The sequence below is a fragment of the Prevotellamassilia timonensis genome (assembly GCF_900106785.1).
Taxonomy (GTDB): domain Bacteria; phylum Bacteroidota; class Bacteroidia; order Bacteroidales; family Bacteroidaceae; genus Alloprevotella; species Alloprevotella timonensis.
This window is the reverse complement of record NZ_LT629845.1, coordinates 1059785-1073593: the sequence shown is the minus strand read 5'-3', so window position 1 is coordinate 1073593 and position 13809 is coordinate 1059785. Positions and strand designations below refer to the sequence as shown.

General features: G+C 47.9%; 10 protein-coding genes. All 10 read right to left on the bottom strand.

Annotated features, from left to right (window positions below; all coding sequences use genetic code 11):
- Positions 1 to 7: 7 nt before the first annotated feature.
- The 10 genes from BQ5453_RS12970 to dnaN all read right to left on the bottom strand — a co-directional run bounded on the left by BQ5453_RS12970 (position 8) and on the right by dnaN (position 13792).
- On the bottom strand, positions 8 to 1105 hold the full coding sequence (locus BQ5453_RS12970) for a BatD family protein (protein ID WP_143033417.1): 1098 nt from the start codon (positions 1103 to 1105) through the stop codon (positions 8 to 10).
- 11 nt (positions 1106 to 1116) lie between these two features.
- The gene (locus BQ5453_RS12965; protein ID WP_071123504.1) at positions 1117 to 1983 is read right to left on the bottom strand and encodes a DUF58 domain-containing protein; all 867 of its coding nucleotides are present in this window, start codon (positions 1981 to 1983) and stop codon (positions 1117 to 1119) included.
- Between the two features lie 99 nt (positions 1984 to 2082).
- A complete protein-coding gene (locus tag BQ5453_RS12960; RefSeq protein ID WP_071123503.1) occupies positions 2083 to 3078 on the bottom strand; it encodes an AAA family ATPase in 996 nt (331 codons plus the stop codon).
- Positions 3079 to 3207: 129 nt separating this feature from the next.
- On the bottom strand, positions 3208 to 5418 hold the full coding sequence (locus tag BQ5453_RS12955; RefSeq protein WP_071123502.1) for a putative porin: 2211 nt from the start codon (positions 5416 to 5418) through the stop codon (positions 3208 to 3210).
- Between the two features lie 537 nt (positions 5419 to 5955).
- Positions 5956 to 7671 carry a tetratricopeptide repeat protein gene (locus BQ5453_RS12950; protein ID WP_143033416.1) on the bottom strand — a complete coding sequence of 572 codons (1716 nt, stop codon included), beginning with the start codon at positions 7669 to 7671 and terminating at the stop codon, positions 5956 to 5958.
- A gap of 24 nt (positions 7672 to 7695) precedes the next feature.
- Positions 7696 to 9357: a DNA repair protein RecN gene (recN, locus tag BQ5453_RS12945; protein WP_071123500.1), complete on the bottom strand. Its 1662-nt coding sequence runs from the start codon at positions 9355 to 9357 to the stop codon at positions 7696 to 7698.
- A 167-nt stretch (positions 9358 to 9524) separates the two neighbouring features.
- The gene (gene porD / locus BQ5453_RS12940; RefSeq protein ID WP_071123499.1) at positions 9525 to 10430 is read right to left on the bottom strand and encodes a type IX secretion system protein PorD; all 906 of its coding nucleotides are present in this window, start codon (positions 10428 to 10430) and stop codon (positions 9525 to 9527) included.
- Between the two features lie 5 nt (positions 10431 to 10435).
- Positions 10436 to 11638: a bifunctional phosphopantothenoylcysteine decarboxylase/phosphopantothenate--cysteine ligase CoaBC gene (gene coaBC, locus BQ5453_RS12935; RefSeq protein ID WP_071123498.1), complete on the bottom strand. Its 1203-nt coding sequence runs from the start codon at positions 11636 to 11638 to the stop codon at positions 10436 to 10438.
- Positions 11639 to 11770: 132 nt separating this feature from the next.
- Positions 11771 to 12535 carry a 3'-5' exonuclease gene (locus tag BQ5453_RS12930; protein WP_071123497.1) on the bottom strand — a complete coding sequence of 255 codons (765 nt, stop codon included), beginning with the start codon at positions 12533 to 12535 and terminating at the stop codon, positions 11771 to 11773.
- A 132-nt stretch (positions 12536 to 12667) separates the two neighbouring features.
- Positions 12668 to 13792 carry a DNA polymerase III subunit beta gene (gene dnaN, locus BQ5453_RS12925; protein WP_022102084.1) on the bottom strand — a complete coding sequence of 375 codons (1125 nt, stop codon included), beginning with the start codon at positions 13790 to 13792 and terminating at the stop codon, positions 12668 to 12670.
- Positions 13793 to 13809: the final 17 nt, after the last annotated feature.

Genomic DNA, 13809 nt, shown 5'->3' with positions numbered 1-13809 from the left:
GTGCTGATTAAGCAAAACTGCAATAAATAAGGTACAGATTGTATGCGCATAATGCCAGTGTCGCTATAGCCAGGCCGCATGATGCCACACGCATAACGTTGCGCCAAAAAATCTGTTTTTTGTTTGAGAGCGACACATACTCGATGCGCGGTTTGGGCATTTGCTTAGGCTCAAGTTTTGTAGCCTGCACGTAGTTCATTGCTTGTACAAGGCTGCGGTCCTGCTCAGACATCGTAGTAGTATGCTTGGCAAATTTCACCAAGTCAGCTGTAATAAGCACAGTTTTCAATTCAGCAATAGCCTCTTCGTTCTTAAGTTGGTACAGGTTATCCAGAATTTGACTGGTCGTCATCTCTTTGGCATTAAAGCCGAAGCGTTTCTCGATGTATGCGCGCAGGGTGTCGGTCAAGGCCATGTAGTACTGCTTGGTGTCATCTTGTGGCGCGAGCTTTATCTTTTCTATTTGGTCAATGGCCGTTACGTGTGCAGGGGTGGGAGGCATTACAACCATGCGGCGTGTTATCAATTTAGGGTCGGCAAGTCGTATTGCCATCATAACAACCGCAGTCAGCATCAGCATGCAAGCCAGTGCTATTAAAGTAATAGTCCAACTCCATTCAAATGGTTGCTCCACTACATCGTGAGGCCCATTAAACTTGTCTGGGTGGTTCAAATCCACTGGTACGGTGTTAACCTTGATACCAATGTTGCCCCTTGACAGATAGGTTTTGCCGTCAACTTTCACCTTGAAAGGGGGAATGTTGTACATGGCAGAGTCAAAAGACGTGATGGTATAGCGGCGCGTCAGCTGAATGCGTTTGCCGTTGTTGAGCATGGTTGTGTCAATGCGTCCGCAGTCAATCACTTCAACACCCGGTACAAGTTGCTGCTGAGGTTGAAAATATGGAAAATCAACGCGCTGGCGTGCGTTTGCCGTACATTTAACAGTAAGTTGAATTTGTTCGCCTATCAAGAAACTGGCCGTATCTGTACGTGCCTCAACAACAACCTGTGCCGAGACGACGGTATTAAAGCACATTGATAATAGTATGACCAATGTGGTAGCCAATTTCGATATAAGGCAATGTGAGTATCCTCTCTTCATAATAAAATAGGTCAGCGTTGGGCAAAAAGGTTCATGAGCGGGCGCACATAATCCGCGTCTGTGGCGATAGACGTATAGTCAACTTTGCTCTTACTGAAGCGAGTGGCCAATTCCTCATTGTGTGCTTGCCACCACTTTTGCTGATGTTGGCGAGTGGCTTTGCTTGATGTGTCAAGATATTGCTCGTGTCCTGTTTCAGCGTCTGTTACTTTTATTAGTCCAATGTCGGGCAATGAGGCCATACATTGGTCGTACAAGTGCAGTGCCACCACGTCATGTTTGCGTGCGGCCACCATGAGCGGGCGCGAATAATCGTCGGTGGTAAGGAAGTCGCTCAACACAAAGGCTATGGACCGTTTGGTCATGATTTTTACAAGATACTCCAAAGCCATGCCCACATTCGTACGGTTGCCTTGTGGCTTGAAGTCAAGCAGCTCCCTGATGATGTAAAGCACATGCTTGCGCCCTTTTTGTGGCGGGATAAACTTTTCGATGCGGTCGGTAAAGAATATCACACCAATCTTGTCATTATTCTTCATGGCCGAAAAAGCCAACGTTGCCGCAATCTCTGTAGCCAATTCGCGCTGTGTGCGTTGGTGGGTACCGAAATTTTGACTGGCAGACAAGTCTATAAGCAGCATGAGCGTCAACTCGCGTTCTTCTTCAAACACCTTTACGTATGGCCGGTTCATACGAGCCGTTACATTCCAATCGATGTCGCGTATGTCATCGCCAGGTTGGTATTCACGCACTTCGGCAAATGACATACCACGGCCTTTGAAGGCTGAGTGGTACTCGCCTGCAAAAATATTGTTGGTGATGGCTTTTGTCTTAATTTCAATACTGCGAACACGGCGTAGAAGCTCCGAAGTATCCATCTGTTGCTGTATGTTTGTTAATGCTTTATTTTGCCTGTTGATTAACACGTTGGTGCATGGTCCCTGTCATAGGGTCTCACGCGGTAGCCCATTCCCTGTTTAGGGCACTTCAACTTTGTTGAGAATTTCCTTGACAATGTCATCAGCCTTGATGTCCGATGCTTCTGCTTCGTACGACAAGCCAATGCGGTGGCGAAGCACGTCGGCTGCCACCTCGCGCACATCTTCAGGCACAACGTATCCACGGCGCTTGATAAACGCACAGGCACGGGCGGCCAGAGCCAAGTTGATGCTGGCACGTGGTGAACCGCCAAACGAAATATAGTTTTTGAAATCCTTGAGCTTGTATTGCTCTGGATATCGTGTGGCAAAGACTATGTCGGCAATGTATTGCTCAATACGCTCGTCTATGTATACTTGTTTTACCAGTTGACGCGCTTTGAGTATGCGGTCGGTGTCAATGACAGGTGACACGTGGCTAAAGCTGTCGTTGATGTGTGCACGCATGATTTTCTTTTCCTCCTCAATGGTCGGATAGTCAATGATGACTTTCATCATGAAACGGTCAACTTGCGCTTCGGGCAGTTCGTAAGTGCCTTCTTGCTCAATAGGGTTCTGGGTGGCTAACACCAAGAAGGGATTTGGCAGTGCAAATGTGTTGTCACCGATGGTAACTTGATGCTCTTGCATGGCTTCGAGCAGTGCACTCTGCACTTTAGCCGGTGCACGGTTGATTTCGTCGGCCAGTACAAAGTTTGCAAAGATGGGGCCTTTCTTGACCTTGAAACTCTCATCTTTCTGGCTATAAATCATGGTACCTATAACGTCTGCCGGCAGCAAGTCGGGGGTAAATTGCAAACGTCCGAATTTGGCATCAATCAGCGAGGCCAATGTCTTGATGGCCAACGTCTTGGCCAAACCTGGCACACCTTCGAGTAGTATGTGGCCATCAGAGAGGAGGCCAATAAGAAGCGAGTTGACGAGATGTTTCTGTCCGACAATGGTGCGGTTCATGCCCTCCACCAAGTCTGTAATAAAGCCTGTCTCAGCCTCAATTTGTGCATTGAGCAGGCGTATGTCTATTGTTTCAGCCATGTGGTTGTTACTTGTTTTTGTTCGTTGTGTGTTGCGTCACGCTCAAGATAATGTAGTGGTACAAGAGTGTGTAAATGCAAAATTACGTCTTTTGCATTGACGCACAATCCTATATCTATTTAATTTTCGCTAATTCACAAAATTCCACGACACGCCAAAGTGTATAGTCAAGCGGTTGAGCGGGTAGTGTGGCACAAGGAATGGGCGTCCTGCACCTGACGAATAGTTGACGTGTGATGCCATCAAATAAAAGCGTGTGCGCTTAAGATGGAAATTAGCGTATGCATTGATTATAGGGTAGTTGCCAATGCGGGTGGCGTATTGCGCGTCTTGCACAGCAAATTGCCCGATGATGGGCGAGTAGGCAGGTGCAGCGTAGCGCGTAAAGTAACGCACGTCGGCACCGATCTCGGTGCGCAGCACTTTGGCAATGTGAAACAAAAGGTAGACATTGCTATATGCAGAGAATGCCGGTACAGGGTAAACGGCTTTGTTGCTGCTCACCTGGTAGGCAAGTTCGTTCTCCCAATTAAATATGCCCCAATGAAAATTTTGGTTGAGCGTGATGCCCAGTAATTGTACATTCTTGCTGGCTTGTGCCACACCTATGGCGTGACGATATGAGGTGTAGCTGTCGCTGTTTTCGAATGGCGTCAGGGTCTCCTCAAAGTAGGTATAGTTTTGAATGTTCTCAAGCGACACACCTATTTGAGTGTCCTTATAGCGTAGGCTGGCGTTGACGCGGGCATGGAACATTTTGTTCAAATTGTCATTATCCCACCATGCATTACGGGCCATGTAGTGGCGGTAGTAAAACGATGGGCGCTCGTTGCGTACAAAGCCGTTAACCACAAATTGCAGTGAGTCTTTCTTGATGGGGATATTCAGCTTGGCATTGCCTTCCACATTAAATTCGCCCCAGTCGCTGCCAGTTGTACGCAACTCACCCAACACGTTGTAAGTTATGATTTTACTCTGTGTTGACAGTATTTGGGCACCAACAGTAAAGTAGTTTTCTACAAATTTGCGCTTGTCGGCAACGGTAAAAGATGGAGATTTGAAATCGAATTTGGCCAATTCGTGTTTGCCAAACAGGCGGAGTCCCATCTTCATCCAGCGATTCATGCCCTCGTGCAATTCCACTGCAAAGGTGTTTTCAATGCCCAAATGGTGCGTGCGGTCAAGTGCAGAGTCGCCCGGCAGATAAAAATCGTTGAAATAGCCTGGTGAATTGCTGTTGTTTGCCTCGTTCGAAATGAAGCGGCGTGTGTTATCGTTAACGCAGAGTGTGTGAATAAAACTGCTTACTGGCACAAATTCGCTTGTGATTTTGAGCGTGTCGTTGTCGGTGTGTACTGGCACGTTCTCTGCTCTGTCTTTCGGAACACGCGGCTGGGCTATTGTGCTGACCATGGTTGTGTCCTTGGTCTGTGTGGCAGCTGCTGCGGCGGCCATTTGCTTTACGACAGCCTCGGGCACAATCTGGCCTTTTGCATCGCGAAAACGATGAAATCCCAAGCTGTACCGGTGTGTCAAAAACACCTTGTTGCCTCCAATCTTGTTCCATGCCTTAGCAAGATTGATGGGCATGTCGCCTGTGCCGTAGCGTGTAGGAAATATTTCGGGGCGGTTGACGTAGTCATCGTTCTCGATGCCGCCATTTTCGCGTGTTTTCAGATAAGTGTGTTGCACGTAAGCATGCATCTGGTAGTTGTCGCTGCGGTATGAGGCATAAACCATACCGTCGAAGTCGGCTGTAGATTGCCCTTCGTAGTAGCCTCGACCATAGAGGTAGTCGGCATTAAAGCCCAAGCCCAACTTTTTGCCAGCATTAACGGCGAACATGGCCTTTAGGCGGTCTTCGCCATTTTGCTTGTTGCCACATGAATGGTAAGTAAGTGTGGTGAATGGCGACTTGGTGTTGGTGAACAAAAGCGCGTCCGTGCTTTTGAGAAAATAGTCGTAGGGCGTTTTGAAGATGAATGGTGCGCTTTGCATGTTTACCCCCTGCTCGTTGAAGAAATGGCTGATACGCGGTGCGCCCAGGTTGCCAGTGAAATTGTAATGCCCTGTTACACCCATCGTCTGGTTCTCGTTTTGAAAACGGTGCGGAATGGTATCATAGGTGGCAGGAATGATGTCGCCAAAGCGTGGACTGATGTGCCATGCGTAGAGGCCTTCGGGCACACCGGTAGTCTCCACACTGTCGCTTGAAAAACCGCCATTGCGCTCCTCCGCATTGAGGTAGGGGTTGATGGTGTGAATATTCTGTGCTTTGCTGCCAAGGCAAAACAGGGTAGAGACAACAAGGATTATTATGTGTATGTGATGTTGTGTCATACAGTGTAAGGGGTAAGAATATGAATTTCTTATAAGCAAATTGCTTTGTAAGTCGTATTACCAGGTTTGTCTTGTACAGAACAGTCCTGATGCACTTTACTCTCTCGCGCGCGCACGCGTCCGTCGTTTTTGCCAGTTTTGTCTACACTCTGCACTAATTATGTGTAAGCCGCTGATTATTAGGCGGTTAAGATGTGTAGGTAACGTGCAAAACACTCTACACTTAAGTTGCACTCGTGGCACAGGTGTAAGTGCTTGTACTTGGGCCTTTTCAAGTCTGCATTTCTGTGCAGGGAACTTGTGAATGCGGTTACGGGAGGTAGAATTTTCAGTTACGGCAGGGCGTCACGCCAGTCGGAGAAACTGTTTTCACTGCCTGTGCATGCTGTGCAAACTACTTGCTTGTGCAAGTGTAGACAGGAGTGCAGACAGTTTTGTTAAGTGTCTACACTCATAAAACTGTTGGTTATCAAGTTGTTATGTACAGATAGTGTAGGATGTAGACAATTTGACGAAATTAAAATTGTAGGGGCAAAATCATTTGTATTTCTCAATAAAGTTGTCTACACTTTTATCACCCAAATCTTTAGCGCGTTGCAGGTATTTCAATGCTTCGGCTTTGTGTTTGAGCTCGCCGTGTGCCACACCTATAATTTTATAACAGTCGGCATTGTCGCCCCATTGTGTCAACACCTTTTGTGCTGCGTCAATGGCACGTTGGTATTCACCCACGTTGAGCAGCAATGCGGCTTCGTCAATCTGGTAGGGGAGTGGCTGCTCCGCAATGGCTATGGCCGTGTGTAAGTCGTCGAGCGCTTGCTGATACATGTGTGCCTTTTCTTCGGCCTGCGAGCGCAGGTCGTAAAATCGGTCTGTCAAATTGCGCGGGCCGATCATTTGCTCGTATTGGTTATAGTCGGCTACAGCATCGCGATATCTTTCGGCCTTCAATAATCGTTGTGAACGTTCCAAGTAGAACTGCGCGTATTGTGTATTGTTGTTTTGCGGAATGCGGTTGATGCAACTGTCGAGCAGGGCTATTACCTGTTGGTTGTCGCCCTTGGCCATCTCGAGCGAACGCGCTGCCGAAAAGTAGGTTTCGCTGGTGGCAAACGCGGCATCATGGCATGCTGTGATGAAACTGGTATATGCGCCTTGGTAGTTGCGGGCGGCATATTGGCAGTTGCCCTTTTGCACCATGTATAGCGCCATAGGCTTGGCTTTGTATGCCAAATCGGCCTCATGCTCTGCACGTGCTAAATTCCAGTCATGGCCAAGTGTGGAGTCTTTTCCTGCAGCCATGACATTGCGGTAGATGCTGCTGCTTATGGCATAGTGTACAGCATCTTCGGTTTGTGCTGTGGTGTCTGTGCAGGTTGTACTCTTTGACAAGGCTGTGGCATAGTCGTTGTTGGCCTTTTCGAGTTGTTTCTTGCCGGCCCAATATTGTGCACGTTGTACGTAGCCATCGGGCATGTCGGGGTATTGTGCTATAAAATCGGCATAGGCTGTTGTGCAGTTCAGAGAGTCGGTCGTAGGCAGCATGAACAGATAGTTGAGTGCTGCCTGCTTGTCGTCAGGTATGGCACGGGGAATTTTTAATGCTGCCAAATCGCTGTTGAATGCCGATGCGGCAGTAATGTTGAGTGCATTGATAAAACGTGCGTCTATGGCGCAGGCTTTGGTCGCGTTTTTCTCTACATTTTGTTGCACCACGCCAACCAGTGAGCCATCTTGGTCAATTAGTGGACACCCATAGTTGTGACTGTCGTTGCCAGCGCTAATATGGTAATATGCCAGGGCGTTAAATGCCTCGGTACTGTCAACTGTGGCAAATGGCATGATGGCCTTTTTGTTGGTAGTATAGCTCTGCAGCGTTAACTGTTGTCCCGTTGTGGCCGGCATGGTGACAATGTGATAGTAGGCATTGTCCTTTACACCGTCGACGCGGAATTTGACAAGGTCGGTGGTGGCATTGGCTCCCAAAATGCGGCTGACGTTGTATTTTTTGCCTTTAGCATCAACCACTTCGGCGCGGGTTGCATCTTTCAGTGTGCTGTAAGCACATACCGCGCTGCCATTGTTGTCAACGTAAAATGCTACGTCCGACTTGATGAGCTTGCCTTCGGCGTTGTAAGTAAACAGGTTGAGCATGGCCTTGTATGCCTCCTTTGTGGGAAGGTCGTTTGCGGCTTGTGCCATGTGGCCGTATGTAGTTGTAAAGAGTAGTGTTGCGATGAAAACCTTTTTCATTGTATGTCGTGGAATGTTGTGTAGTTAAGCTTGTGCCATTAGTGCTTTTGCATTGTCAATGGCAGCATCAGTCAGCTCGGAACCAGAGAGCATGTGCGCAATTTCTTCAACGCGCTGCGCTTGGGTAAGCGGAATGATGTGGCTGCGTGTAAACCCTTCGCTGTCTTCCTTGTACACCAGCATGTGGTGGGCTCCTCGTGCAGCAATTTGTGGCAGGTGGGTGATGCAAATCACTTGGCAGTTGGCAGAAATGCCTTGCATGACTTGTGCCATACATTCGGCCATGGTGCCTGACACACCGGTGTCAATCTCGTCAAATACAATAGTTGGCAAGTTGGTGCGTTTGGCAATAAGTGATTTGAGTGCTAACATCATGCGTGCAATTTCACCACCTGATGCAATGGCGCTGACGTCCTGCAATGGCACATTCTTATTGGCTGAAAATAGGAATATGACATTGTCATTGCCACTTACGTCGGGGGCGGTACGAGGTGTTATTTGCATTTCCATGCGGGCGTTTGGCATGCCCAGCGTGGTAAGCACCTTGATGAGTTCCTGCTCCATTATTTTGGCTGCAGCTTTGCGCTCTTTGCTTAGTTGGGCCGCCAACTTGTTGCGCAGTGCGCGCAGACGTTCGACTTCGGCTTGTTGCTTTTTGATATCCTCCTCAATGTTCTCGATAGAGTCAAGTTCAAGGCGTAGCTTTTCTGCGATGTCAAGGACGTCGGCTATGGTCGTAGCATTGTGCTTTTGCTCGAGTTCGTATATGATGTTGAGTCTTTCTTCTACATAATTGAGCCTCTGTGGGTCGTATTCAATGTCTTCGGCTTTACTTTCAACTTCAGCCTCGATGTCTTCCACCTCAATGCGCACGCTACGCAGTCGTTCGGCCAGGTCGGTGGCCTCGGGGTAGTTGTCGCTTATGGCCTCGAGTGTCTCTGCAGCTTGCCTCAGATTTTGTGAGAGACTCATTTCGTCGGTGTTGAGCAGCCCCTTGGCTTGGTAAAAGGCTTGCTTTATGTCTTCGGCATGTGCGAGCAGGTGCTGTTCATTTTCAAGCGCATCTTGCTCTTCGGGTTGCAGTTGTGCTTCGTCTATTTGGTTAAGCTGAAATGTGAGATATTCTTGGTCGGTACGTCCTTTAATGCTGCGCTCTTGTAATTGTGACAACACCTGTTCGGCTTGCTTGCATTGCCCGTACAAGCATTTGTAGTCGCTGACCGCTTGAGGGTGGGCTGCAATAATGTCGAGCGTGTCGATGAGAAAATGCTCATTGCGTATGAGCAGGTTTTGGTGTTGCGAATGAATGTCGATGAGTGAGGCTCCAATCTCTTTAAGTTTGGCCGCAGGGACAGGTGTGTCGTTTATGAAAGCACGGCTTTTGCCCGACTGTAAAACCTCTCGCCGTATGATGCAGTCAGTGGCATCGAAGTCAATATCGTTGCGTGCAAAGAAGGACTCAAGTCCGAGGTTCTCGATGTTAAATGAGGCTTCAACGGTGCACTTTTTTTCGCCAGACTGAATGGATTTGGCATCTGCACGTCCGCCCAGTAGTAAATTGAGGGCTCCTAACATGATGCTTTTGCCCGCACCCGTTTGTCCGGTTATGACGGTGAACCCTGAATTAAAGTCGATGTCCAGGTGTTCAATGAGTGCGTAATGTGATATTGTGAGATGATGAAGCATATTCAGTTGTATGTGACTATTATTGTGCGTTTAATAAAAATAGGAGCAGGAATCTGTTATATGATTAACTCCTGACTTTGATAGTGCTTGGGTTGAACGCACGCACACGTTAGTTCTTGATTGTTCTCAGCTTTACTTATAAAACAGAATTTGTAGAACCACCCTTATTAGATGTCGCGCCAATATGAACTCTGTGAAGCATTAATTTTAGTAAGTATGTTGACAATGCTCTCTTTTTCGCTTGATGTGGTATGTCCTTTGTAGATGTTCATAATCTCATCGCGCTTGAACTCTGTAAAGATTTGCGGAAGGGCACTCATTGTCTTGTTTTCGTGCGCCTGTTTCAGTAGTTCAATAGCTTGGGTTATGCCTGCTCGTCCACGTTCGGTGTTTTCGCTCATCACATCAAGTCCTTGCCGGTAATAGGTATAGAGCATTTTGTGATATGGCTCCATACCGCCGTCAAGCAGGTCAGTGATTATGGCGTGGCGATTTTTGTTATCCTCAAAGGCTTTCCACCCCTTTTCGTTGAGGCTTTGCGCACTATTGACAATGTCTTGGCACATCTTGAAGTATTCGGTACCGCCAGATGGCGACATGGAATCCATGTCGTAGCCTATAATCATGTATACGTAGTAGGCAAGCATGGCGGTAAGATTATTGTCAATCACGTCTGCTCTGAAGTCCAACTGATCGTATTCTTGATAGGTGAAATTGAAATTAGGGTCGTTAAAGGCAAAGCAAGTGGTGGTGTAATTGGCACCATATACGGGACGCGTGCTTTGTACGTTTAGTGTGCCCTGAAACGTATTGTCTGAGGGGGAGTATTTCTTTATAGTAATGGCAAAGGTACAGTTGATACGCTCATTCTTCTTGAATTGCATATTGGTCCATTGCCTGTCATTCAAAAATTGCTCCAAGGTGGTTTTGAGCGTTTCAAACACAGAGGTGCTTGTTCCTTGCACTTGTTGGTGATTGATGCTCACACGGGCATCAAGCTCTTGTGCCTGCATGGGGGCAGAAAGGCTTAGCAGGCTGATTGCACATATTATGTGAAATAGGTGTTTAAGCATGATGTTCAGATATAGTCAACAATGTCATCGGCCACTTCGGCTTTGCTCTTGAGTGGAAAGTCTTTTTGGGTGCCATCGGCAAACAGTAGTGTGACCTTGTTGGTGTCGCAGGCAAAACCGGCTCCAGGGGTACGAAGTGAGTTGAGCACGATGAAATCAAGGTTTTTCCGCTTTAGCTTGTCGGTTGCGTGTTCCAATTCGTGGTCCGTTTCGAGAGCAAACCCTACCAATTTTTGGTCGTCGCGCTTGATTGCTCCCAAAGCACGTGCAATGTCGTGGGTGGGTATGAGGTCAAGATGCAAACCACCCGATCCCTCGCGTTTAATTTTATGTTTGGCTGTTTCAGCTACAGTGAAATCGGCTACTGCCGCACACAGTATACCTGTGTCGCAATGCGGAAAGATGCTCGTGGCAGCTTCGTACATTTGCTGCGCGCTTGTTACATCGGTACGCTTGATGTGAGGGTGGTGGGTTTGCATGGCCACAGGACCAGCTATTAGTTCAACCTCAGCGCCTCGTGCGGCGCATGCTTCGGCCAGGGCAAAGCCCATTTTACCTGTTGAAAAATTGCCAATGAACCTGACTGCATCTATTTTCTCGTATGTAGGGCCGGCTGTTATAAGCACGCGTTTGCCCGTCAAGTCATGTCCGCTCTGTTGTGCATCTTGCAACTTGAAGAAATGGTTGAGCACATTGAATATGTTCTCAGGCTCTTCCATGCGTCCTTTGCCCACCAGGTGGCTTGCAAGTTCGCCATCAGCCGCCTCAATGATGTGGTTGCCGTATTGGCGGAGGGTTTGCAGGTTGGCCTGTGTGGCGGGGTGACGGTACATATCAAGATCCATGGCAGGGGCGATGAATACGGGGGCTTTCATTGAAAGGTAAGTAGTGATGAGCATGTTGTCGGCTATGCCATGTGCCATTTTGCCCAGTGTTGACGCGGTGCAAGGAGCAATAACCATGGCATCAGCCCACAGCCCCAGGTCGACATGACTATGCCACGACCCGTCGCGTCGTGAAAAGAAGTCGCTGACAACGGGTTTTGATGTAAGTGTGGACAGTGTTACTGGGGTGATAAATTCTTTGCCGGCAGGTGTGATGACTACCTGCACCTCGGCACCAGCTTTGATGAGCAGTCGTATGAGTGAACATGCTTTGTAGGCGGCTATGCTGCCGGTGATGCCTAAAACTATCTTTTTTCCTTTCATGTAATTACTTGTTCTTGTCAGATATGGTGGGTGAGCAAACAATAATGGGGGACGAATGTCATGGTGTCATCTTATGCAAACTGCCGTTTGGGCTGCTTGTTATGACCATTCGTCCCCTTTCATCCTTTGTTATTACACCCCGCGCAATTTGAGGCGCATAAATGTCTGTTTGGTATTTTGCGTGAAGTCGCCTTGCATAATCCATGCAAAGTAGCCAGGATCGCGTTGTAGGACATCAGCCACTGCGCGTCCGCGGTATTTGCCAAAGTTGATGGTCTCGACACCCTGGTCGTTGTAAACGATGCGTCCGGCTAAATCTACATTGCGAGTACGGCGCGAAAACTCTGCCAAAAAAGGCACGCTGTTTTTAAGATCGGTGTCATAACGGTCAAGTTGTGCCTCGAGCACTTCGAGTGTAGCGCGTGTGTCGGCTTCGGCTGTGTGGGCGTCGTTCAGATCTTTGTGGCAATAGAATTTGTAAGCCGCGGTAAGGTCACGTTTCTCCATTTTGTGAAAAATGCCTTGCACGTCAATAAACTTTGCATCTGTGACATCGTAATCTACGCCAGCGCGGATAAATTCCTCGACGAGCAGTGGTATGTCAAAATGGTTAGAGTTGAAGCCTGCAAGGTCGCTCCCTTGGAACGTTTGTGCCAATTCTGCAGCATGTTCTTTGAAGTGCGGGCAGTTGGCAACATCTTCATCATGTATGCCATTTACTGCAGAGGCTTCTTCTGAAATATGTCGTTCGGGATTGAAACGTTGTGTCTTGACCGTTTCTGTTCCATCAGGATAGAGTTTGATGTAACAGAGCTCGACAATACGGTCTGTTGCGACATTAAGGCCGGTTGCCTCGATGTCGAAAAATATGATTGGACGAGAAAGTGATAGTTTCATTTCTCTTGTGTTGTAAAATATGCTCATTGTTAGTTGGTGCAGCTGTTATGGATAATACGAAGAATATTTGGCGTATTAAGAACAGCTGCATCAACTAACATAAAATAAGATGTTTGTATATTAGATAGCAGTTTAGTCGTTAAAGACAGAAGGCATGATCAGCATAAGTACTTCTTCGCCCTCTTTCTGCTTGGCCGGTACAATAAGACCAGCACGGCTGGGATCAGACAGTTTGAGCGTAATGTCGTCGCCCTCGATGTTGTTTATCAAGTCAAGCAGCACCGAACCCTTGAATGCGATGCGCATGGGGGTGCCCATATAATCGCAGAGCATATTTTCCTCTGCTGACTTTCCGAAGTCTATGTCCTGGCTTGATATGTTCATAGTGTTCGGCCCCAGGCGGAACTTGACAAGTACGGCTTGTGCGTTGGCAAAGACTAAGACACGACGCAGTGCGCTGACGAGTGCCAGACGGTTGACTGTGACAATGTTGGGATTGTCTTGAGGTATGACGCTACGATAGTTGGGGAAACGGCCCTCAACCAATCGGCTTGTGAGCGAATATTCTTCGGTGTGAACAATGGCCGTACGTTGACCAAGGCTGAAATGTACGTTGCCTTCGGCTTTGGCCAGCATGCCCTTGAGTAGTGAGGCAGGGCGTGTGCCAAGCAAGTAGCTGCCTTCAGCATTAAGTTCGGGCATGGCGAGCTTGGTGAGAGCCAATTGGTTGCCGTTGCTTGATACAAGCGACACCTCTTGACTGTGAATGTCAAAGCAAATAGTGTTGAGCTGCGGACGTAAGGTGTCATTGGCAGCTGCTATCATGCAACGTGTAATGCTTGGTACGAGTTTTTGACACTCTAAATCAAATTCAAGTCGAGTTTCGTCAGAGATGGCGGGAGTAGGGTATTCCTCGGCACTCTGTCCCATGAGTTTGTATTGGCCGTTTTGGTATTCAACAGTCAACTCGTAGCTTTCGGTGTTAAGGTAGCACTCGAGTGGCTGGTCCGGGATTTCTTTGATGGCATCTTGCAAAGTCTTGGCATTAACCGCAAAGCGTACGTCGGAGTCGCATTCGTTAAGTTCGGCCTTGGCTGTGAGCGTAGTATCGTTGTCAGACGCTGTGATGGTCAGGGTGGTGCCTTGTATGTCGAAGCAGAAACAGTCTAAAATAGGAATTGTGTTTTTCTGCACAATGACACGGCCGATGGTCATCAGTCGTGAAGAAAGAACGGAACTGGATATAACAAATTTCATGTGGAGGAATTTGGTTT